This is a genomic window from Streptomyces sp. NPDC096013 (assembly GCF_044763565.1).
Classification (GTDB): domain Bacteria; phylum Actinomycetota; class Actinomycetes; order Streptomycetales; family Streptomycetaceae; genus Streptomyces.
Genome location: NZ_JBIWGK010000012.1, coordinates 262,051 through 283,759, shown reverse-complemented (window position 1 = coordinate 283,759; position 21,709 = coordinate 262,051). Strand labels below are relative to the sequence as shown.

Here is a 21,709-nt window from a genome sequence, read left to right as displayed (position 1 = left end):
GACGTTCCTGACCGAGCGCCGCCTGGCCCACCTGCCGGCGGACATCCGGACACTGCCGCCGGTCGGGGCCTACGACCAGCTGTTGCGACCGAGGCGGTCGGCCGTTTCCCTGCCGAGGAAGAGTTGCCGCAATGCCAAGCGCCGCCGCGGGCTGACCGAACGGGCCGCCGATGCTGCGGCTGACCAGGCATGCCGGATGCTCCGGCTGTCCTCCGGGCCCAGTTCCCTGAGCTGGCCGAGGCCGCGGCTCGGGATCAGATGTCGTATCGCGGGTTCCTCCCGGAACCGCTGATGGCGGAGTGCGACGACCGGGCCCGCCGCCGATCGGGGCGTCGGATCAAGACCGCCGCCTTCCGCAGGGAGAAGCCCGTGCGCGCGTTCGACATCGACGCGAACCCCACCGTCGATCCGGCGGTCATCCATACCCTGGCGAGCTGCGACTGGGGTAAGAAGTGCGTGCCGCTCTGCCTGATCGGCTCGACGACTCGGGCACCTGCAAGGCGCACCTGCTGATCGCGCTGGCCACCGAAGCCGCGATGGCCTGCTACCGGGTCAGGCACACGCTCGCGACCAGGCTCGTCAACGCGCTGGTCGAGGCCGCGGACGACAAGGCGCTGACCAAGACCATCTCCCGCCACGGCCGCGGGCGTGTCGATCTTTTGTGCACCGAGGAATTGGGCTACCTGGAACTGGACCGCAGTGGCCCTCAGCTACTGTTCCAAGTTCTGACGGGGCGCGAGGAGAAGAACAGCGCCGCCATCGCCTCGAACGAGGGTTTCAGCGGCTGGACCAAGACCTTCACCGGCCCGAGGTTCTGCGCGGCCATCGTCGACCGGCTGACCTTCGGCGGCAACCTGCTCCGAACCGGCACCGAATCGTATTGCCTCGCCATCACCCAGGCCCGTGCCGCTGCTCAGGACTCCGTCGCAGGCTGAACCCGGTATGTGATTCGCACGCCTTGCGGCCGAGGACGGATGACATCGGTGGTGGTTCTGCTGTCGGCAGACTGGCCGACCGGAGCACCTGAACCTGCCAGGCTGGCGGCATGGGGATGAATATGGCAGTGCGCCGGCTCGATCTGGGATATTTCATCCGGCCCGCTTCGGAGACCGGCGGCCCGCAGCCGCGGGTGGAACCTGTGCTCGCCTACCTGGTGCAGCACGATCACGGGCTGATCCTCTTCGACACCGGCATCGGCAAGGCAGACCCCGAGACCGAAGCCCATTACCGGCCCCGACGCCGGGCCCTGGAGGATGCCCTTTCCGCAGCCGGAGTCGCTCTTGACGACGTCTCCCTCGTCGCGAACTGCCACCTTCACTTCGACCACTGCGGTGGGAACCCTCTCCTGGGCGGCAAGCCCATCCTGGTCCAGGACGTCGAGCTGGCCACTGCCCGCAACGGCGACTACACCTTCGACGAACTGATCGACTTCCCCACCGCGTCCTACGAGGAACTTGACGGTGAGACTGAAATCTGGCCGGGCGTCTGGATCATTCCGACACCGGGGCACACCCGAGGGCATCAGTCACTGGTCCTCCGGCAAGCCGACGGCACAGTGGTCCTCGCCGGCCAGGCACACGACTTCGCCTCCCACTTCGCATCCGACCACCTGGCCCGCCAAGCGGCACTTCACGGAGTGGAGCAGCCGCTTCCCGCCTACCAGCCCTGGCTGGACCGACTCGCCGACTTCGACCCACGACGCGTTCTCTTCGCCCACGACTGCTCGGTCTGGGAACCGTCGCAGAGCACCTTCTAGGAAAGGTCAGACGACTCCAAGCAGCATCGCCCTAGTGGGCGATAACGTTCATCGTCGACGCCGGCGAATGTCGGCTGCCCATCCGAAGCGGTGTCTTTTCCACCTACAAAGCCAAAAAATCGAGCATCCCTACGCACCCTCTGACTCAACTGGTGCTATATGTCGATGAATTACCATACTTGTAGCCGGTGAGACCGGAGAAGGCGTGGTTCCATCCGGCGGGGGCGCTCGGCGTCCATTTCCTCATTCGGGTGCGGGAGTTTCACAAGTGGTAGCGGTCCGCCAAGGGCACTCGCCCCTCACCCGTTTTCCCTGGTCAGCATCACACACTGTGACGCCCAAGTTCCGCTGCTACGGGGGTGATTGTAGGGGAGTCGATGCGGGTTCCGGGCTGTGCGCGGCGCAGCCGGATTGTCGAGAGGCGGGTAGGCGACGGGGAACGGCGCCTGTCCGCCCCGGCACGCGTGTTCGCCCGACGGGGGAGCGAGCGACACCAGGGGCATGCGCCTTCCCGCCAGGAGCAGATCCAGCAGGATGCGGATCGCGTCGGGCCGGATTCGCGTCGCGGCATTCGTGATCGTCTTGCTCCTGCGAGGGACCTTCCGTACGGCCGCCACCTCGCCGCAGGAGCACGGCCGTTCAGTTCTTCTGCTCGCGGCGCAGGTCGCTGACGGTGGTGCCGAACTCTCGTTTCAGGGCCCGGCCGAGGTGTTTGGGGTCGTGGATTCCCCACTGTGCCGCGATCGCGGCCGCGGGAATGTGCGCGGAGGAGGGATCGAGGAGATCTCTACGGATTCGTAGCAGACGTTCATGCCGGATCCAGGCGGCGAAGGTGAGGTCGCTGTCCTTGAAGAGGGTGTGCAGGTGCCGGACGGAAACGTGGTGCCGGCGAGCGACGTGTTCCGCGCTGAGGCAGGGGTCGTCGAGGTGGGCCAGTGCGTAGGCGCGGATGCGGTCGGTGAGATCGCTGGCGATGGAGATCCGCTCGGGCGTGGTGTCGGCGAAAGCGGCGAGGAGGAGCGCGATGAGGGCGTCGGCCAAATGCGTACGTGCCGCGCTGTGTTGGGGGAGGCTGTCATCGACCGCGGACAGCGCGTGGTCGAGGAGACCGCCGATCCCGTCCTGGGTGGGGATGGGCAGTGCCGTCCGCCGGCTTACGGAGTCCGCGTGCCTGCCCAGACTCGCCCGAGGGATGCAGAGCACGGTCATGTCGCTGGGGTCGGTACCGATGAGCCGGTAGGGCCGGGTGTTGTCACACGCGTACAGTTCGCCGGGTTTCACGGTCGCGGTCCGGTCGTCCTGGGCTGCGGTGAGAGGGCCGTGGTGGTGGAGGTTGAAGTGCATCCATTCCACGTCGGTGGAGGTGATGCTGCGGTTGTCCCGAGTCACCGTTGCGGCGGTGGCCTGGATACGGGCGACGACCACGGGGCCGATGGCGGTGTGGTCGACCACGGCATCGAATTCCTGGGGCCCGGGATCGCTCACCCGTAGCGGAGCGAACAAGGCTGAGGCGACCGTCTCGAACGACTCGGTTCCTCGTAATCGGGCCGAGCGGGAACCGGAATCCTCACGGTGTGTCATGCCCGTCCACCCCCGGCCCCCGAGGGAACAAGCCCCTGACTCCCGCGAGGCGCACGGTGCGCGAACTGGTGACCCATGGTGCGCGCGATGGTGCCCTTGCATCGCGGCGTGCGCCTACGGTCGTCAATGAGCGAGGCACAGCACGGTTCCGCAGGGGGGATTCGTCGTGCACAGCTCGCTGGAGAAGGCGCGCGTGCCTTGCTACGCGTGGACGGACCGACATCGACGAGAGGCCGTGGACATGCGTGCCGACTGAGGGTCTGCATCAGGGATGCGGTCGGACCGCTCGTGTCCGCGCCGGAGTCGCTGATAGGTTCGATCACTTTCATGCTCCTTCGCCACGTTTGCTACTTCGTACAAGTGTTCCATTGGTCGGTGCGGAAGACCAGGACCTGCCCGACCGTGGGCCAAATCCGTAAGCCGTTCCGGACTCCGCGTCGTCCACGCTCACACCAGGGCGCCGGCAGGCACACCGGACTTGACCACGTACTTGCACTTGCACGCGCACCGCACGAAGCCCCGGCCCAGTGCCCGGGCGGGTCGGAGCCGGCCCGATGCCTGCGAGCACCGGAAGGGAAGTTGATGAACAAGCACGCTGTACGCTCCGCACTCGTCGGCCTCTTCGCCACAGCGGGCCTGCTCGCCGCCACCACCGGCGTCGGCCATGCCCAGACGGCCACAATCGCCGGGCCGGTGACCGCGACAGCGCCGCTGCCGACGAGCGTCGCGGCAGGGTACGCCGTCACGCCGTACGAGGACGCCGACGTCGTCAACCTCCCCCGGAACAAAGGCACTTACGTGGCCACGCTCATCGGGGGCAGGGCATACGAGGCCTACTGCTGGGTCTTGGGTGAGACGGTGTACGCCCGCGGGATCACCAGCAACATCTGGATCGTCTTCGCCGACGGCTATGTCAGCGCCGTCTACTTCGAAGGCGGCAAGTACGCAGGCCTGCCACCCGGCGCCCAGTGCTGACGAGCCACCCACGCACCGCCCGGATCACTCACGTACCTGCTCACGTACTTGCTCGGCCTGGCGGCACGTTCCGACAGGCTTCGAGAACGTCACGCGGTCCCTCCTGACGGGACCCGTGCTGAGTTCACCGGGATCGACCACCCGGTGCGAACGGCCGCCACGGCACCACCCGGCGGCACACACAAGGGGAGAAAATTCATGCGTCCACGTCCTTTCACATCCGCTGTGCTCGCGGTTCTGGCCACGGCGGGACTCCTGGCCTCCGGCTCTCAAGCGGTGGCGGCACCGAAGGCGCCGCACACGCCCGCATCCGCCTCCACCTACAACCTGACCACCGTCATCGACCAGTGGACCCACTGGACTCCCGACCCGTACACCTCGTCGCACGCGGGCACCTTGTACGCCGGCACCAGCTACTTCTACTGCTGGGTCCACGGCACCTGGTACTCCAACAACGGTCACTACGACGACATCTGGTTGCTGACCGATGACGACACCGGCAACGGGGGCGTGTACGTCAGCGACGTGAACCTCGACTCCTGGGGCTGGCACCACGACCAGCAGGTCCTGCCGGAGTGCTAGGCACTCCCGCTCGGGGGCCACGAAGTCCGGCCGGCGTGTCGCGCCGGTTCCGTACCCGACGTCCCTGACCGCCGACGCCCGGCTGGGTAACTCCCAGCCGGGCGTACGGCGTTGAGATCCCGCGCGGCCGGGCCACATCTGCGGCACTTCTGGCGGGGCGCTTGCCACCGGCGTCCTGATCGGTACCCGGGCCTAGAAGGCGCCCCCGTGCTGCCCGGGGCATTGTGGACCACCGCTCCGGCCTGTAGGCGCTCCGATGCGTGCCCTTCGAAGCGGTCACCGGCCCTTCACCGGCATGTCCTGGCAACCGATCAACCAGTACCTCAAAGAGCCGCCCGCTCTGCTGCGCACCATGCACCCGGACGCTCCCGTCGTGGTGGAGCGGCTGGTCGGCCGCCTTCTGGCCAAGGACCCCGCCCTACGCCCCGACAGCGCCGATTCGAGCACTCAACTTGGCGCTGCTGGCGGAGGGACTCGACAGTCAAGCGATCGCCGAGCAGCTACGCATCGCCGTTCGCGCGGAGCACGACCACATGGGAGAGATCCGTGCCGGACTCGCAGTCCAGGCCGAGTTGCAAGCTGTGCTGTGCGTACTGCGCTACGGGCCCGTCGAGATGGGGTCGAATTCAGGTCCGGAACTCACTCCGGCCCGTTCTCGACGAGCACTTCGATCTGCTCGATGGTGGGCTGCTCGAACAGCGTGCCGGTGTTCTTCTGAAGGGCTTGCGCAACCTTGCCGTTGAGGTGTGCTTGGCGGCCGGACTCGTCCGGGAAGGCGTCAAAGACGCCGAACGAGGAGGGTCCGAAGCGAATGCCGAACCAGCGTACGGTCTCGGGCTCCTGCTGGACGAGCGAGAGCCCCTGGCGCAGGAAGTCGGCAACGTCCTGCTCCCGTCCTGGTATAGCTTCGATGCGTACCAGCAGTGCGACGCTCACGTCACGGGTCATGATGTGTCCTTTCCTTTTGGTTCTCAGCCCAGCCCCGGGCGGTCTGCGGCGTGGGCAAGTCGGACGGCGTGCTCGCCGCCACCATGGAGTAGATACGCCATCGATGTCAGGACCTTAGAGCTCGTAACACGATCATGGTCGGGCCTTCTTGAGGCGTCTCCAGCAGATGAGGCTGCAGGCCAGCGAGATGAAGGCGTCGTGGAGTTCGGTTCGGCGTTCCCAGCGGACAGCGAGGCGCTTGAACTGATGAAGCAGGGCGAAGGTCTGCTCGACGACGTAGCGGAGTTTGCCCAGGCCCTTGATGTTCGGGGCGCCCTTGCGCGAGATGACCGGCAGGATCCGCCGTTTGCGCAGCTCGTGCCTGTTGGGGTTGGAGTCGTAGCCCTTGTCGCCGAGGAGAGAGTCCGGGCGCCGGCGCGGACGGCCGGGCCGTCCGGCCACGGGCGGGACACTGTCGACGAGAGCGAGGGTCTGGGTGACGTCGTTGACGTTGGCAGCGGTGGTGATGCCCTTGAGCGGGGTGCCGCGTCCGTCGCAGATCAGATGGTGTTTGCTGCCTGTCTTCCGCCGGTCGACCGGGGACGGACCGGTGTCGGCTCCCCTTTTTCGCGCGGATGTGGGAGCCGTCCACGCACGCGCGGGACCAGTCGAGTTCGCCTGCCGCGTTCAGTTCGGCCAGCAGAATGCGGTGCAGCTGGTCGAAGACCCCGGCCTGCTGCCACCGCTCCAGCCTGCGCCGGCAGGTCTGACCCGAGCCGAAGCCCAGCTCCAGCGGAAGGAGTTGCCAGGCTATGTCGTTGTGGAGCACGTACAGGATCCCCTGCAGACACAGCCGGTCGTCCACCGGCCGCGGGCCCGGCGTCTTCTGCGGCCAGGGCGGCAGCAACGGCTCGACCAACGCCCACAAGTCGTCGTCCACGATCCACGGCCGAGTGCTCACACATCACGAACGGCTGAATCATCACATCGGTCACGCCTGACCAGGACACCTCTACAAGATCGTGTTACGAGCTCTTAGGAGGGCTGCGGGGTTTTGGCGAACCGTTCGGCGACGGTCGCGCAGAAGGCCGGGAGTCGTCGGGGGCCGCAGCTGGAGGTGAGTTGTCCGTCGATGACGACCTCCTCGACGACGACCTCGGCGTCGGCGGTGCGCAGGTCGGTGCGGTTACTGGGCCATACCGGCCTCCGCTACGCCCTTGACCTGTACCTCGCGCGGTCCGTTGCGTACGAGTGAGCCTTCATGGCCAACCGCACTCTCGGGAGATCCCGGGCAGGCTTGGGAAGGGGCGCCGCCGCATGTGCGGCACGTAAGGCGGGCTGCATGAGTTTTCGGGTCGTTGGATGTTTCGGTGCTTCTTCGCCTGCGGTGCCTTCTCATGCTGGCGCGGGAGACGTGGCAGACGGCAGCCGGGATGTTGGTGTGGCCGTCCTTCCGGAGCGCGTTGATGTGCCTGTTTGCGCAGGGTTGTTATGTTCTCCTGCCCTCGACCGGTGCGGATCTTTGAGGTGCCCCTTGTGAAAGGCGGTGCCGCGGATTGAGTGCAGCCGGTTCCCGATAGTCCACTGTGAGTCGGCGAGACGTCCCACTCGGTTGGGATCGCGCCCCTGAACCACCAAGAGGCCCTGCTTTCATGCATCGACGCGCTCGCGATCTCCGGAAAAGACACTGAGCAGAGGCGCAGGGCGAAGGCGGCGAAATCCTAGCGATGCATTTCAAGGCGCCTTGCCTGGCGTATATCGGCAGCGGAGGGACGTCGCGGCGCACGTCGCTCGGAGTGCGGGTCCCGCCCCTCCAGCGCCTTGGGTGGATTTAGGTAGACGCGACGCTCCTTGGATTATCAGAGTCGGAATGAGTCTGTATCAAGATTGCACTGGTGTGAATCGGCTCCACTTCTCTAAGGTCGAAGGCACGTGCTTGTTCGACCGCACAGCCAGGTGCGGATGGTGCTGTGTGCGGTCCTGATCTGCGGCGGCATCGCGGGAAGGTCGACGGGGCGCTTGCGCTGGGCCCTGCCGGGTTGGAGAGGGAGATCGGTGTGTGCGCGCAAAAGATCCGCGTCGCAGGGGCCTTGCTCAGACTTTGGTCGAACGCGCTGTGATATTCGATGATCTCGGCATCGGTGAGTAGGTGTGAAGTCTCGGCTCGCCCGAGAGATGTACCTCCACGATCCAGCCGGGCCGCTGCTCGAGACCCTGGAGTTCGATCCTGATGATCAGGGGCTGGAATGCGGAGCTGAGCATGCCCCTCGACGTGCGCTTTTAGTTCCTCAGGGCTGCCCCCTGGGGTGGACGCTCACCTAGGTGAAGGACACCACGTTGACACGCCCACTCGACGTCGCCGACAAATCCGAGTCACGGCTGCGGTATTTAGAAAAGCCGAACAGGAAGCATCCCGAATGATTGCTCACGACCGACACATCACACTCGGCCATGCGGCCCCCGGCATCCGCCCGCGCCGGATCTCCTATGCGGAAGTCCGCGCGCGGATCGGAGAACCAGAAGACTTGATCAAACGCAAGATACACGACCGTCTCGACCAACACTGCCGCCGTTTCATCGCCCATTCGCCCTTCCTGTCCATGGCGACATCGGACGCCACGGGGCTACCCGACAGCTCGCCGCGCGGCGACTATCCGGGATTCGTGAAAGTCCTCGACGAGCGCACGCTTGCCATTCCCGACCGGCCAGGCAACAACCTCGCCGACTCGTTCCGCAACCTCGCGGGGAACGACGGGATTGGGCTGATGTTCGTCGTCCCCGGAATGCGGGAGGTGCTTCGCATCAACGGCCGTGCCTACCCCACCGACGAACCCGACGTGCTTGCCCGGATGCGGACCGAGGGGAAAGACGCCGCGCTGGCGATCGTCGTAGACGTGATCGAGGCCTTCTTCCACTGCGGACGTGCGCTGATCCGCTCCCGGCTTTGGGATCCAGCCGCTCAAGCCCTGGCCGAGGAACTGCCGTCGATGGGTGAGATCGCCCGCGACCAGATGGGCGTCGACGCCGATCCGACGGTGCTGGACGAAATGCTCAAAAACGACTACCGGCATCTGTACTGAGGCGGCCCACCATGCAACGAACGCTACTCGAAAGGGTGGAGCCGGTCGCAGAAGGAGTGGTCTCACTCCTCCTGCGCGGCATTGACGGCCCGTTGGCCTCGTGGGAACCGGGCGCCCACATCGACCTGGCCCTGCCCAACTGGCTGACCCGGCAGTACTCGTTGTGCGGGGACCCAACCGACCGCGACACCTATCGTGTCGCCGTCCGTCACGACCGGCTCAGCCGAGGCGGCTCCGAGTACATCCACCTGTTCCTCAATAGCGGCCACACTCTCGACGTCTCGGTGCCCCGCAACAACTTTCCCCTGCTGTCCGCGCCGGAGTACCTGTTTATCGCCGGCGGGATCGGCATCACCCCCCTCCTGCCGATGCTGACGGCAGCGGTCGAGATGGGAGCCACGGCGAAGCTCCTGTACGCGGGCAGGTCCCTGTCCACCATGCCGTTCGTCGACGACCTGCGAGCCGCGCACGGGAGCCGGTTGCGCATCCACACCAGCGATACGCAAGGCAGGCCCGACCTTGCCACGGAAGCGGCGGCATTGGGTCCTGAGGCGCTCGTGTACTGCTGCGGCCCGACGACGATGCTCGAAGAGGTCGCGACAGTCTTCCCAGCTGAGCGGCTGCGATTTGAGCGTTTCCAGCCGGCCGTCAGGGAGTTCGCGCCCAACGCGCCCTTTGAGGTGCACTGCGCCCGATCAGCACGGACCGTCCAGGTCGGTGCTGAGGACTCCATGCTGGACGTGTTGAACTACGCGGGATTCCGCATACCGTCCGGGTGCCGTGAGGGCCTCTGCGGCAGCTGCGAGATCATGCTCGTCGACGGGGAGCCGGAACACCGCGACAACATCGGCCCACCTTCGGGCCGTATGTACTGCTGCGTCTCACGGGCGTTGTCACCCACCCTCACCATCAACCTCTGAACCTGACGAACTGGTGACTCACAGCCGTCCCCTCGCATCACGGTGCACAGTCGAACATCATGGTCGCCGACCATCCCTGGAGGGGATGTCCCATGACCGTCCATGCGCCCTTGGCAACCAGCGAGTTGGTGTGTGAACGCGGGTGAGGTGTGTTGGCGCTGCTCACGGCGACCTTCAGATGCTGGCGGCGCGGTCGGAGACGAGGCCGGCGATGGCGCGGCAGGTGTCGGGCAGTCGGTCTTGGCGATGTATCCCGCGGGTCAGTCGCCTGCGGTGTTTTGCGATCGGCAGGGGCGTGTGCGGCGGTGATGCGGTCGGACGAGTGCCCTTGTCGGTCCCGTTCCCGCTGCTCGACTCTGCCGAGCAATGCTCCCGGTCGGGGACTTCTGTGCGTGTGATCGCTTGCCCGCAGTGGTCGCGGCTCAGGCTGAGGTAGTCGTCGTCATGGAGAGACGTTTCGACAGTGATAATCCAGGAATGGACCACCCCTCTCTGAGCTTGATCGAGGCGTTGGACGCGCTCCTCGCCGAAAACAGCGTGACGAAGGCCGCGGAACGCCTGCACACCTCGCCACCTGCAATGAGTCGAACCCTGACCCGGTTGCGCCGCGCGTTCGGCGACCCGCTCCTTGTACGTGCCGGGCGTAACCTCGTACCCACACCCCGCGCGCTGGAACTGCGCGGAGAGGTCCACGCGGTCGCCCTCCGGGCACGAGCGCTGTTCGGACCGTCCAGCACCGCCGATCCCAGCACCGCTGTGTGCACGTTCGACCTACAGGTCAACGACATGCTCTCCACCACCTTCATCCCGCCCCTCCTCGATGATCTACGGGCCCAGGCGCCCGGCATCTCGCTGCGCTTGCGGCCGGAGGCCATCGAGGACACCCCGGCCCTCCGCGAAGGGCTGGTCGATGTGGAGATCGGGATTGTGCGCCCACATGATCCTGAGATCCACTCGGAGACACTCCTCACGGAGACTCTGATCGGCGTCGTACGGCCGGACCATCCACTGGCGGAGGAGAAGACAGTCACACCGCGACACTTCGCTGAGGCCGATCACATCGTCGTGTCGCGGCGAGGCCGAGCCCACGGCCCGATCGACGAACAGCTCGCCGAGCTGGGCCTGAGTCGCCGCGTGGTCGCCGTAGTCCCCAGTGTCGCGACCGCACTGTTCCTGGCTCGTCAGACCGATGTCGTCAGCGTGGCACCGGCAGGGCTGGCACGGCCGATGTTGGACACGCTCGACCTGCGAACCTTCCCAATCCCTCTGACACTTCCGCACCTGACCATCGGCATGGCATGGCACCCCCGTAACCACCACGACCGCACACATCAGTTGTTGCGCGAACGCACCCGCCACATCATGACCAGCACCGTCAATAACACCGGTGAGAGGTGACTCGGTGGCTGCTCCTGGGCGTTAACACTTGTCGCTACTTTCCTTGCTCATTGCGGAGCGCCGATGACGAGGTGGGTACGCGTACCTCGACTGGAACTTGAGGCCCAGTACGTCATCGACGGTCTCAACGGACTGCGCCTGCCGCGCGACGCCACCTGGGACCGCGCCGCAGGGGAAACGAAGTGAGCCGCCGGACCAAATAGGCCGCCGCCGCGCCGGGGGCCGTCAGACCCACCGTACTGTCTGGCGCGGCTGTTGCTGCGGCACCCCGGCCGAATTCCCGCGGCGGTGACCGTGGAGCCAACGCCGCCCTTTCCCGCATCGCTCTCGTCCGCATGCCAGCGACGCACGCACCCGCGACTGTGTCGCCCGGCAGACCGTCGCCGTACGCACGAAGGAGGAGATCATCCGCCTCCTCAAGTGCTCGACCGCCCGCTAGATCTTCCGCTACCTCACCACACTGGTCAGCGTCCCGGACATCTCCGACCTGCGGTCGGCACGCCAGGCCAAGAACATCACCCTGACCACCGTCGCCGAGCACTTCGGCGTCCGGCCGGCCCTGATCTCCTGCATCGAATGCGGCACACGCCGCTACGACGACCTCGCGGGCGCCCACCGGGACTGGCTCACCGCCGCTTCCCCTCGGTCACCTAACAACTCCGCGGTCCCGGGACGTGACGTCACGGATGATGAGGTGATGTTCGTCCGCACAGAGAGACTGCCGCAGACCCCGCAGGAAGCCGACGGCCGGCACCTCATCGAATGGACCGTCGACGAGGACATCCACTGGGGTCAGAACACCCGGCCTGCCGCTGCCGCTGTCACCGAGCCGGAACTGCGGCAGGAAGCCAACCGAGTGACCATGCGGCGCCGCCTTCACCTGACCGACGACGGAGCCGCCTACCTCGAGATGGGCCGCTGGTCCGTGCTGTTCGATCTGGCATCACCCATCCCGGGCAGCGTGGACGAGTCCTGGGTGGAGATCAGCGTCGGATCGGAGGCATTGCTCTTCAGCGCGAACCGGCCTGATATCCGGCGCATCACGACCTCGAACGCCTCCCGTCGGTGGGCACGGTCTACGCTGTGACCCCCGGATACCGCATGATTTTCAGTCTTCACACGCTGATGACCACCGGTGGCCGTACCCGTCTTCACCACCCCCTTGGTCACGACGTGCGGAGACGGGGCCGCATCCGGTGTCCCGCTCGGGCATGCAGCATCCGCCCGCCGACTCGTACCAGGAGGACACATGCAACGCGGGGAAGTCTGGTGGGTCGACTTCGACGAGCGACGCCCGGTTGTGCTGTTGTCGGACGACGAGTCATCCGGCTTCAAGGTCATGCAGGTCGTTGCTCCGGCGGGCGTCGACATCAGCGACCTGGGCGTTGAGGTGGCGATCGGTGCCCGGGAAGGGCTGCCCTTCGAAGGCGTGTTGCGGTTCGCGTTCCAGCGCCCAGGCTTTACTCCTTGCACGTGGCTGACGACTGTCGCCCGGGACGACCTGATCGAGCGAGCGGGCGTGTTGTCATCCGCGAAGCTCAGCGAGGTTGGGGCCGCCCTCCATACCGCTGGCCAGATGAGGGAGTGGACCCCGATGACGGCTGCCAGGCTCCGCGAGATCAAGGATGCCCGCCGTCTCGGTGGACTTGAGTAGCGGACGCTGCCCAGCACGACCTTGTCGAGGGCCGACGGCCGGCCCCTCTGAGTACCTCCACCACCTCACCCCTCTCAGCGCTTGACGTGTCCTTGCTTGCTGGTGGGGAGGCGCGAGATCCAGCCGCGCTGCCGCCGCGTACGCATCGACGGCGAGCAGGAGACGCGCGCATCCTGATACCGCGCGGCAGGCATCGCACGAGTACATGTCCGGTGGCCCCCTGAAGATGGCGACAGCCGAGGCCGCACATCCCACGCGACGGGCGGACGGCTCGCCGGGATGCACCTCGGGTGGTCCCGGAAGATGTTTATGTCGCACGGAGCCTGTGGCTGACCGTTGAAATGCGCGGCGGCCCAGCAACAGACGACGGAGAAGTCGCACAGTTTCGGACAGCGGCAGAAAGTGCGATCTCCCCTTCATCGGGGTGGGGGTGCGGGCCCGTTTCCCGTCTCACGACGTTACGAGCTCCGGGCGAACCGATTCGACGCAAGCGGTTCGACGGGAGGTTACGTCCGGCGTTGCGCAGGCCAGTCGCGTACTGCGAAGCGCAAACGGTGCCCATCCTCGTCCAGGGGGATCTGCTTCGGCGGGTGGCCTTCGCTCCGGTGCTCCGTCATCCGGGTGCAGTCGGAGACATCCCTGTTCAGTGACCTGATAAGGGGTCATCCGTAGGTTCGGTGGCCGGCCGTCGGCGGCACTCGCGGGGCCCCAGCGCCATGGCGGCAGGAGGTCGGGCCGCGGTCCGGGCCCGTTCCATCGCAACTTTTCGTGCTTCCCAAGAGCTTGCGAACCGCGGCAATCAGCAGTCGAATCGATTCCGCACCAAGCACCGCAGGAAGGGTCTCCCCACCCTTGCCACCCTGCGAGACCTTTCACGCCGTCATCCCCGATGTGTCCCGGCAATCCCACCGCACAACGGCATGTTGAGGTGCTTCGGCATGTGTCACCGCCACCACCGCAACCCGACCGGGTTGCACCGGCACGGTAGGGAGTCCAGATGGGAACCACACGTACAAGACGCCGTCTGCTGCCCAGGCGCGACAGCGTCGAGCGGTTACTCGCGGCGGTACGCCACCGCGGCACGCCCCGAAACGCGTCGCCTCGGACACATCTCCCTCCGTCGGCGGGCTCGGCCCGTTCCCGGTGGAAGACGTTCGCCCGGGCGGGGTCCGCAGCCGCGCTCGTCGTCGGCGCTCTCGCCGGCGCGACGGCCACGGCCGGCACAGCTCGGGCCGCCACGTCCGGACCCTGTGACATCTACGCGGCAGGCGGCACGCCCTGTGTGGCGGCGCACAGCACCACACGAGCGCTGTACGCCTCGTACAACGGGCCGCTGTACCAGGTCCGGCGCGCCTCCGACAACTCCACCCGTGACATCGGGGTTTTGAGCGCGGGCGGGTACGCCGACGCCGCCGCCCAGGACTCGTTCTGCTCGGGGACGTCCTGCCTGATCACGGTCATCTACGACCAGTCCGGCCGCAGCAACAACCTCACCCAGGCACCCGGCGGCGGTGCGGCGGGCGGCCCCGACAACCTCGCGAACGCAACCGCCGCGCCCACCACGGTGGGCGGACACAAGGCCTACGGCGTCTTCGTGGCACCCGGTACGGGTTACCGGAACAACCACACGAACGGGATCGCCACCGGGGACAACGCCGAGGGCATGTACGCGATCTTCGACGGCACGCACTACAACGGCGGCTGCTGCTTCGACTACGGCAACGCCGAGACGGACAGCAACGACGACGGCAACGGCACGATGGAGGCCATCTACTTCGGCAACATCAAGGTGTGGGGCTACGGTTCGGGCAACGGTCCGTGGATCATGGCCGACCTGGAGAACGGGCTCTTCTCCGGGGTGAACCAGCACTACAACGCCAACGACCCCACTATCAACTACCGCTACACGACCGCCATCATCAAGGGTGGCCCGAACCACTGGGCGGTCCGTGGTGGCAACGCGCAGTCAGGCGGCCTGTCCACGTTCTACGACGGAGTACGTCCCAACGTTTCGGGATACAACCCGATGCGCAAGCAGGGCGCCATCATCCTGGGCACGGGCGGCGACAACAGCAAGGGTGCCCAAGGCACCTTCTACGAAGGCGTGATGACGTCTGGCTACCCGTCGGACGCCACCGAGAACGCGGTCCAGGCCAACATCACCGCGGTCGGGTACGGCAACTCCGCAGGGGGCGGAACGAGTACCGGCGCACTGCACGCGGTGGGAGCAGGCAAATGCCTGGACGTGCCGAACTCCTCCACCACGGCCGGTACACAACTGCAGATCTGGGACTGCAGCGGCGCCGCCAACCAGACGTGGACCCGCACCTCCTCGGGCCAGCTGACCGTCTACAGCGGCAGCAGCCAGATGTGTCTGGACGCGTACGACAACCAGACGTCCGCCGGCACCAAGGTGGTGACCTGGCCGTGCAACGGGGGTGCCAACCAGCAGTGGCAGGTGAACGCGGACGGTACCGTCACCGGTGTCCAGTCCGGGCTGTGCCTCGACGTCACCGGCGCTTCCACTGCCAACGGCGCCTTGGCAGAACTCTGGCCGTGCAACGGCGGCTCCAACCAGCGTTGGAGCCTCAACTGATCTGAAGGGCTCCGGTCTGCGGCCGGCCCACCACCGGCCGCGGGCCACTCGTCACGGGATGCGGACACCGGCCCCCGGGTGGGCCCTGGGTGTAGCGCCTGGCGGAACGTCACCGCCGAGCAGCCGGTCGCCGGGATCGACCAGGCGCGGCCCCGCGCACCGGCTGTCGGCCGATTCGGACGCCGTGGTCCGTCCGGTGGGACCTACTGGTCGTCCGTGCCGCTGGTCTTCGGCTCCCGCTACGGAGGCCGCAAGAGCCTGGGCGTCTACGGCGGCGCCCGCAGCCCGGCCGACAGGTGCACCCATGGTCCTGCGGGAGCGCAGCCGGCACCCACCGGGACTTGATCCCCGCTGACCGCTCGATTCGTGTGCTCGTTCTCCCCACCCACTGTCCCGCACCAGTGAGGAACGCTCATGAAGAAGTGCTTGGTATCCCTTGCCGCCGCGCTGACGGCAGCGCTCGCCATCGGCGCGGCAACACCCGCGGCATCCGCCACCGTCACCGGAGCGCAGCCCTCCGCCGAAGGCGCCGCCGCCGCGCCCGCCCCCCTGCGGCTGATGCCGTTGGGCGACTCGATCACCTGGGGTGTTGGCAGCCCGTCCGGGAACAGCTACCGCGGTTTCCTGGCGGACCAGCTGTCGGCCGAGGGGCATGCTCTGGACTTCGTCGGCTCGGGCCGCAACGGCACCATGTCCGACCCGGACAACGAAGGCCACTCCGGCTGGCGGATCGACCAGATCGCCGGCATCGCCGACGCCGTGCTGGCTGGTTACCGCCCCAACGTGGTCACCCTGGAGATCGGCACCAATGACCTGAACGGCGGCTACCAGGTCCCGACAGCCCCCGACCGGCTCCGCGCGCTCATCGACCAGATCACCCGAGACGCCCCCGACGCGACCGTCCTCGTCGGCACCGTGATCGTCTCCACCAGCGGTACCGAGGAGGCCGTCCGTCCCGCGTTCAACGCCAAGCTCCCCGGAATCGTGCAGGCCGAGCAGGCCGCCGGCAAACACGTACGCCTGGTGGACATGAACGCTCTGACCACCGCGGATCTCTCCGACGCACTGCACCCCAACGACAACGGCTTCCGCAAGATGGCGGACGCCTTCAACGCCGGGGTCCAGGCTGCGGACGCGGCCGGCTGGATCAGGCCGCCGGCATCGGCGGGCGGTGAGGTGCGCTCCGGCATCGCGGGCAAGTGCCTCGACGTCGACAACGGCAACACCGTCAACGGGACCGCCGCGGACATCGCGGCATGCAACGGCTCCACCGGACAGCGGTGGTCCGCGCTCTCCGACGGCACCCTGCGGGCGCTCGGCAAGTGCCTCGACGCAACGGGCCGCGGTACCGCCAACGGCACGAAGATCGAGATCTGGGACTGCAACGGCGGCGGCAACCAGCAATGGCAGGCGTACAACGGCGGCTACCGCAACCCTGCTTCCGGCCGCTGCCTCGACGACCCCGGCTCGTCCACCACCGACGGAACGCAACTGGTCCTGTGGGACTGCAACGGCGGCGCCAACCAGCAGTGGACCGCGCTGCCCGTCATCTAGGCCCAGTCGCCCTAACCGGCCGGGGCACCGACACCGTCCGGTACCACCCCCACGCAAGGAGGCCGATTCCTCATGTCCTGGCTCAACGAAGAGCCCCGTCCGCGCAAGATCCTGGCCCTGGCAGCCGTACTGACAGCCGGCACGGCACTGGCTCTGGCCGGCCCTGCCAACCCCGCCGCGCACGCAGCCTCCGGCACGCTGGGCGCGGCAGCGGCCGACAGCGGCCGCTACTTCGGCACGGCCGTGGCCGCCGGGAAGCTCGGTGACGCGACCTACTCGGGGATCCTGGACCGCGAGTTCAACATGATCACGCCCGAGAACGAGATGAAGTGGGACACCACCGAAACCTCCCGCGGCAACTTCAACTTCGGCCCGGCCGACCAGATCGTCAACCATGCCACCGCCCACGGACAGCGGTTGCGCGGCCACACCCTCGTCTGGCACTCCCAACTGCCCGGCTGGGTCGGTTCCATCACCGACGCGAACACCCTGCGCACGGTGATGGACAACCACATCACCACCGAGATGACCCACTTCAAGGGCAAGATCTACGCCTGGGACGTGGTCAACGAGGCGTTCGCGGACGGCAGCAGCCAGCACCGCAGCTCGGTGTTCCAGAACGTGCTGGGCAACGGCTTCATCGAAGGGGCCTTCCGCACCGCCCGGGCCGCCGACCCGTCGGCCAAGCTCTGCTACAACGACTACAACATCGAGAACTGGTCGGACGCCAAGACTCAGGGTGTCTACGCCATGGTGCGTGACTTCAAGTCCCGTGGCGTGCCCATCGACTGCGTCGGCTTCCAGTCCCACTTCGGCACCGGCGGCCCGCCGTCGAGCTTCCAGACCACCCTGTCGAACTTCGCCGCGCTCGGCGTCGACGTACAGATCACCGAACTGGACATCGCGCAGGCACCGCCCACGGCGTACGCGAACACCGTCAAAGCCTGTATGAACGTGGCCCGCTGCACCGGCATCACCGTCTGGGGCATCCGGGACAGCGACTCCTGGCGGAGCGGGGACAGCCCCCTGCTGTTCGACGGCGGAGGCAACAAGAAGCCGGCCTACGGCTCGGTCCTGAGCGCCCTGGGCGGCGGTGGGGGCGGCAACCCGGGTGGCATCGTTCCGGGGACGGTGTACTCCTTGACCGACCTTGCCGCGGGCCGGGCGCTGGACGTGCCGGGCGGGCAGACGGCCAACGGCACGACCGTGCAGGTCTGGGACGCCAACGGCGCCGCGAACCAGCAGTGGCGGGCGAGCCAGAACACCGACGGTTCGTTCACGCTGACGAATGTCGGCAGCGGGCGGGTTCTCGACGAGCCGGGCGGTCAGACGGGCAACGGCACACGGATGGAGATCTGGGACGCCAACGGCGGTGCCAACCAGCACTGGAGGGCGAGCCGGAACGGCGACGGCTCGTACACCCTGACCAACGTCGCCTCCGGCAGGGCGCTGGAAGTGCCCGCAGGACAGACCGCCAACGGAAGTCCCGTCCAGGTGTGGGACGCCAACGGCGGCGCCCATCAGCACTGGAATCTCGGGTGAGGTGATCGGCGCGAGGTAGGCCGGAAGGAGACAACCCGCGCTCGGTACCGCAGCGGTCGCCGGGCGTGGGTTCAGGCATGCCCTCATACGGTCCCATCATGAGCCAGACATGGGATGTATCAAGCGGTGAATGGTCAAGTGCCTTCTATTGACAGGGAATTGAGCCTGTGGGATCACTATCCGACATGGGATGTATGGGTGTTCCCTGTGAGTGCTCTCGGGCACGCTGACGGGAGCGGTCGACACCCCTTGCGCACCTTCTCGGACAGGCACGGCACTCACCGTCCCCTTCCCCCGCCCATGCGAGGACACAGAATGCAGCCTCCATCCGCTCCGCCCTGCCGCCCCACCGCTCATGCGTCCCGTCTGTCCGCGGCGGCCGCCGTGATGGTGACGGGACTGCTGGCCGTGTTACTGGCGACCGGGCCGACATATTCGGCGCCGGCGTCGGGGGCACCTCCGGTGAGTTCGGCGTCCCAGGGGTCCGGTCCGTGCGACATCTACGCCGCAGGCGCTACCCCGTGCGTCGCCGCGCACAGCACGGTGCGTGCCCTGTACCGCTCGTACAACGGCCCTCTGTACCAGGTGAGGCGAGCCTCGGACAGCGCGACCCGGGACATCGGCGTGCAGGCACCCGGCGGCTTCGCCGACGCCGCGGCCCAGGACGCCTTCTGCGCGGGCACCAGTTGCGTGATCACGGTCGTCCGCGACCAGTCAGGACACGGAAACGACCTGTGGTACCAGGGCTCGGCCCAGGTCCCGGGATCGAGTCAGAGCAGCCCCGCGAAGGCGACGTCCGAGTCGCTGACCGCCGGGGGCACCAAGGCGTACTCGCTGTACATCAACCCCGGGAACAGCTATTGGCGGGACGGCCACCTGACGGGCGTGCCGACCGGTGCGGCACCCGAGGGGGCGTACATGGTGACCAGCGGCACCCACGTCAACGGCGGCTGCTGCTTCGACTACGGCAACAGCGAGACGACCAGGAAAGCCGACGCGGCCGGGGCGATGGACGCGATCAACTTCGGCACCGAGTGCTGGTTCGGCGGCTGTTCGGGAACCGGTCCCTGGGTGCAGGCCGACCTCGAATGGGGGCTGTACCCAGGCGGCAGCACGTCCTGGAACCCCAACCAGCGGGCGTTCGCCGGCAAGTTCGTCACGGCGATGCTGAAGAACAACGGCACCACCAGGTTCGCCCTCAAGGGTGGCAACGCCCAGTCGGGCGGCCTGACCACCCTGTGGGACGGCGCGCTGCCCGGCGGCTACAGCCCCATGAGGAAACAAGGGGCCATCGTCCTGGGCAGCGGCGGCGACTGCTGCAAGCCCGGCGGCGGCGCCAACCTGAGCGCCGGCACCTTCTACGAGGGAGCCGTCGTCGCAGGCTATCCCTCCGACGCGACCGACAACGCGGTGCAGGCCAACGTCACCGCCGCCGACTATCGCTGAACGCCCGTCAGTTTCCCCGACCGGTCCAGGAGTAGATGCCCCATGCCCACGACCAATCCGCTGTCCCTGCTGCCATCCCTGCGCAGAACCCTGGCGCTCACCCTCTCCGCCGTGCTGCTCGCGGTGGCCGCGCCCCTGATCGCCTTCGGTGCGGCATCACCCGCAGCCGCCCTCGGCAACGGACTCGCGCCGACCCCGCAGATGGGCTTCAACGACTGGAACGCCTACGGCTGCGACGTATCCGAGGCGCTGATCAAGTCCACCGCCCAGGCGATGCACACCAACGGCATGCAGGCGGCGGGCTATTCGTACGTCAACATCGACGACTGCTGGATGACCCACAGCCGCGACTCCGGCGGTCACCTGGTGCCGGACCCGGCGAAGTTCCCCGACGGCATCAAGGGCACCGCCGACTACGTCCACTCGCTGGGCCTGAAGCTGGGCATCTACGAGGACGCGGGCACCGCGACCTGCGCCGGATACCCGGGCAGCCTCGGCCACGAGAGCACCGACGCGCAGTCGTTCGCGTCGTGGGGCGTGGACTACCTGAAGTACGACAACTGCAACAACACCGGCGTGCCGGCACAGACCCGGTACACCGCGATGCGGGACGCGCTCGCGGCCACCGGCCGGCCGATCCTGTACAGCCTGTGCAACTGGGGCCAGGAGAACGTGTGGACCTGGGGCGCCGGTGTGGGCAACAGCTGGCGCACCACGGGAGACATCAGCCCGACCTTCGCCAGCATGCTGTCGATCTTCCACAGCAACGTGGGGCTGGCCTCCTACGCCGGACCCGGCCACTGGAACGACCCGGACATGCTGGAGGTCGGCAACGGCTCGATGACGGCGACCGAGAACCGCAGCGAGTTCAGCCTCTGGGCGGAGATGGCCGCGCCGCTCATCGCCGGCACCAACATCCCCCAGGCGAGCGCCTCCACTCTGTCCACGCTGACCAACTCCCGGGTGATCGCGGTCGACCAGGACTCCCTCGGCAGGCAGGGCACCATGGTGTCGTCCGCCGGCGGCCTGGACGTGCTGGCCAAGCCGCTCGCCAACGGGGACGTGTCGGTCGCGCTGTTCAACGAGACGGGCTCCACGGCGACCATCACCACCACCGCGGCCGCCATCGGGAAGACCGGGGCGTCCTCCTACACCCTCACCGACCTGTGGTCGGGCGCGTCCTCGACGACCTCCGGCACCATCAGCGCCTCGGTACCGGCCCACGGCACGGTGATGTACCTCGTCTCGGGCGGTACCAGCGGCGGTGGCGGCACCAGCGTGACCGGTCCGGTGCACGCGATCGGCGCGGGCAAGTGTCTGGACGTACCCAACTCCACCACCACCGCCGGGACCCAGGTGGAGATCTGGACCTGCAACGGCGGCACCAACCAGACCTGGACGCACTCCACCTCGAGTCAGCTCACTGTCTACTCCGGCAGCGGACAGATGTGCCTGGACGCATACAACAACCAGACCACGCCAGGGACGAAGGTGGAGATCTGGCAGTGCAACGGCCAGGGCAACCAGCAGTGGACGCTGAACTCCAACGGCACGATCACCGGCGTCCAGTCCGGCCTGTGCCTGGACGTCACCGGCGGGGCCACGGCTGACGGAACCCTCGCCGAGCTGTGGACCTGCAACGGGAGCAGCGGCCAGCAGTGGACGCTGGGCTGACTCCCCCTGCCCCTCGGCACCGCC

At 67.3% G+C, this 21,709-nt stretch carries 17 protein-coding genes and 2 pseudogenes; 16 read left to right on the top strand and 3 right to left on the bottom strand.

Annotated features, from left to right (window positions below; all coding sequences use genetic code 11):
* Nucleotides 1–196 precede the first annotated feature (196 nt).
* Nucleotides 197–935 (top strand): annotated as a pseudogene (locus ACIRB1_RS34325) (ATP-binding protein).
* A gap of 110 nt (nt 936–1,045) precedes the next feature.
* Nucleotides 1,046–1,756, top strand: a complete 711-nt coding sequence (locus tag ACIRB1_RS34320; RefSeq protein WP_403468163.1) for an N-acyl homoserine lactonase family protein — start codon at nt 1,046–1,048, stop codon at nt 1,754–1,756.
* Nucleotides 1,757–2,395: 639 nt separating this feature from the next.
* Here ACIRB1_RS34320 and ACIRB1_RS34315 read toward each other — a convergent pair.
* Nucleotides 2,396–3,337 (bottom strand): helix-turn-helix domain-containing protein, encoded by a 942-nt coding sequence (locus tag ACIRB1_RS34315; protein ID WP_403468162.1) that lies wholly within the window; start codon nt 3,335–3,337, stop codon nt 2,396–2,398.
* A gap of 582 nt (nt 3,338–3,919) precedes the next feature.
* Here ACIRB1_RS34315 and ACIRB1_RS34310 point away from each other — a divergent pair.
* Nucleotides 3,920–4,312: a hypothetical protein gene (locus ACIRB1_RS34310; RefSeq protein WP_403468161.1), complete on the top strand. Its 393-nt coding sequence runs from the start codon at nt 3,920–3,922 to the stop codon at nt 4,310–4,312.
* Between the two features lie 198 nt (nt 4,313–4,510).
* Entirely contained in the window at nt 4,511–4,894 is a 384-nt protein-coding gene (locus ACIRB1_RS34305; RefSeq protein ID WP_352182923.1) for a hypothetical protein, read from the top strand.
* A gap of 639 nt (nt 4,895–5,533) precedes the next feature.
* On the opposite strand, the gene ACIRB1_RS34300 is transcribed toward ACIRB1_RS34305, so the two are convergent.
* Together ACIRB1_RS34300 and ACIRB1_RS34295 are read right to left on the bottom strand one after the other, a co-directional pair.
* Nucleotides 5,534–5,842: a putative quinol monooxygenase gene (locus ACIRB1_RS34300; RefSeq protein ID WP_403468160.1), complete on the bottom strand. Its 309-nt coding sequence runs from the start codon at nt 5,840–5,842 to the stop codon at nt 5,534–5,536.
* 132 nt (nt 5,843–5,974) lie between these two features.
* A protein-coding gene (locus ACIRB1_RS34295; RefSeq protein WP_403468159.1) for an IS5 family transposase occupies nt 5,975–6,782 on the bottom strand; the annotation gives its coding sequence in 2 pieces (ribosomal slippage) (nt 5,975–6,466 and nt 6,468–6,782; 807 coding nt in all).
* 171 nt (nt 6,783–6,953) lie between these two features.
* Between ACIRB1_RS34295 and ACIRB1_RS34290 the strand changes: the two genes are divergently transcribed.
* The 12 genes and pseudogenes from ACIRB1_RS34290 to ACIRB1_RS34235 all read left to right on the top strand — a co-directional run bounded on the left by ACIRB1_RS34290 (nt 6,954) and on the right by ACIRB1_RS34235 (nt 21,685).
* Nucleotides 6,954–7,076: a hypothetical protein gene (locus ACIRB1_RS34290; protein WP_403468158.1), complete on the top strand. Its 123-nt coding sequence runs from the start codon at nt 6,954–6,956 to the stop codon at nt 7,074–7,076.
* 1,162 nt (nt 7,077–8,238) lie between these two features.
* Nucleotides 8,239–8,901, top strand: coding sequence for an MSMEG_1061 family FMN-dependent PPOX-type flavoprotein (locus ACIRB1_RS34285; protein WP_403468157.1), 663 nt, complete (start codon nt 8,239–8,241; stop codon nt 8,899–8,901).
* Between the two features lie 11 nt (nt 8,902–8,912).
* Complete coding sequence (locus ACIRB1_RS34280; protein ID WP_403468156.1) at nt 8,913–9,821, top strand: PDR/VanB family oxidoreductase; 909 nt, start codon at nt 8,913–8,915, stop codon at nt 9,819–9,821.
* Nucleotides 9,822–10,298: 477 nt separating this feature from the next.
* Nucleotides 10,299–11,219, top strand: coding sequence for a LysR family transcriptional regulator (locus tag ACIRB1_RS34275; RefSeq protein WP_403468155.1), 921 nt, complete (start codon nt 10,299–10,301; stop codon nt 11,217–11,219).
* A 63-nt stretch (nt 11,220–11,282) separates the two neighbouring features.
* Complete coding sequence (locus tag ACIRB1_RS34270) at nt 11,283–11,405, top strand: hypothetical protein (protein WP_403468154.1); 123 nt, start codon at nt 11,283–11,285, stop codon at nt 11,403–11,405.
* 508 nt (nt 11,406–11,913) lie between these two features.
* Nucleotides 11,914–12,306: a hypothetical protein gene (locus tag ACIRB1_RS34265; RefSeq protein ID WP_403468153.1), complete on the top strand. Its 393-nt coding sequence runs from the start codon at nt 11,914–11,916 to the stop codon at nt 12,304–12,306.
* Nucleotides 12,307–12,468: 162 nt separating this feature from the next.
* Nucleotides 12,469–12,873, top strand: coding sequence for a type II toxin-antitoxin system PemK/MazF family toxin (locus ACIRB1_RS34260; protein WP_403468152.1), 405 nt, complete (start codon nt 12,469–12,471; stop codon nt 12,871–12,873).
* Between the two features lie 997 nt (nt 12,874–13,870).
* Nucleotides 13,871–15,469, top strand: coding sequence for an arabinofuranosidase catalytic domain-containing protein (locus ACIRB1_RS34255; protein ID WP_403468151.1), 1,599 nt, complete (start codon nt 13,871–13,873; stop codon nt 15,467–15,469).
* Nucleotides 15,470–15,883: 414 nt separating this feature from the next.
* The gene (locus ACIRB1_RS34250; RefSeq protein WP_403468150.1) at nt 15,884–17,023 is read left to right on the top strand and encodes a ricin-type beta-trefoil lectin domain protein; all 1,140 of its coding nucleotides are present in this window, start codon (nt 15,884–15,886) and stop codon (nt 17,021–17,023) included.
* A gap of 72 nt (nt 17,024–17,095) precedes the next feature.
* Nucleotides 17,096–18,565, top strand: coding sequence for an endo-1,4-beta-xylanase (locus ACIRB1_RS34245; protein ID WP_403468149.1), 1,470 nt, complete (start codon nt 17,096–17,098; stop codon nt 18,563–18,565).
* Between the two features lie 480 nt (nt 18,566–19,045).
* Nucleotides 19,046–20,011, top strand: a pseudogene (locus tag ACIRB1_RS34240) (arabinofuranosidase catalytic domain-containing protein); the annotation flags it as partial.
* Nucleotides 20,012–20,053: 42 nt separating this feature from the next.
* A complete protein-coding gene (locus tag ACIRB1_RS34235; RefSeq protein WP_403468148.1) occupies nt 20,054–21,685 on the top strand; it encodes a glycoside hydrolase family 27 protein in 1,632 nt (543 codons plus the stop codon).
* The last annotated feature ends 24 nt before the right edge of the window (nt 21,686–21,709 follow it).

Bases quoted from the DNA above. Each gene is read 5' to 3' on its own strand.
- ACIRB1_RS34320 (WP_403468163.1), top strand. From the start codon at position 1,046: ATGGGGATGAATATGGCAGTGCGCCGGCTCGATCTGGGATATTTCATC.
- ACIRB1_RS34315 (WP_403468162.1), bottom strand. From the start codon at position 3,337: ATGACACACCGTGAGGATTCCGGTTCCCGCTCGGCCCGATTACGAGGA.
- ACIRB1_RS34310 (WP_403468161.1), top strand. From the start codon at position 3,920: ATGAACAAGCACGCTGTACGCTCCGCACTCGTCGGCCTCTTCGCCACA.
- ACIRB1_RS34305 (WP_352182923.1), top strand. From the start codon at position 4,511: ATGCGTCCACGTCCTTTCACATCCGCTGTGCTCGCGGTTCTGGCCACG.
- ACIRB1_RS34300 (WP_403468160.1), bottom strand. From the start codon at position 5,842: ATGACCCGTGACGTGAGCGTCGCACTGCTGGTACGCATCGAAGCTATA.
- ACIRB1_RS34290 (WP_403468158.1), top strand. From the start codon at position 6,954: ATGACGACCTCCTCGACGACGACCTCGGCGTCGGCGGTGCGCAGGTCG.
- ACIRB1_RS34285 (WP_403468157.1), top strand. From the start codon at position 8,239: ATGATTGCTCACGACCGACACATCACACTCGGCCATGCGGCCCCCGGC.
- ACIRB1_RS34280 (WP_403468156.1), top strand. From the start codon at position 8,913: ATGCAACGAACGCTACTCGAAAGGGTGGAGCCGGTCGCAGAAGGAGTG.
- ACIRB1_RS34275 (WP_403468155.1), top strand. From the start codon at position 10,299: ATGGACCACCCCTCTCTGAGCTTGATCGAGGCGTTGGACGCGCTCCTC.
- ACIRB1_RS34270 (WP_403468154.1), top strand. From the start codon at position 11,283: ATGACGAGGTGGGTACGCGTACCTCGACTGGAACTTGAGGCCCAGTAC.
- ACIRB1_RS34260 (WP_403468152.1), top strand. From the start codon at position 12,469: ATGCAACGCGGGGAAGTCTGGTGGGTCGACTTCGACGAGCGACGCCCG.
- ACIRB1_RS34255 (WP_403468151.1), top strand. From the start codon at position 13,871: ATGGGAACCACACGTACAAGACGCCGTCTGCTGCCCAGGCGCGACAGC.
- ACIRB1_RS34250 (WP_403468150.1), top strand. From the start codon at position 15,884: ATGAAGAAGTGCTTGGTATCCCTTGCCGCCGCGCTGACGGCAGCGCTC.
- ACIRB1_RS34245 (WP_403468149.1), top strand. From the start codon at position 17,096: ATGTCCTGGCTCAACGAAGAGCCCCGTCCGCGCAAGATCCTGGCCCTG.
- ACIRB1_RS34235 (WP_403468148.1), top strand. From the start codon at position 20,054: ATGCCCACGACCAATCCGCTGTCCCTGCTGCCATCCCTGCGCAGAACC.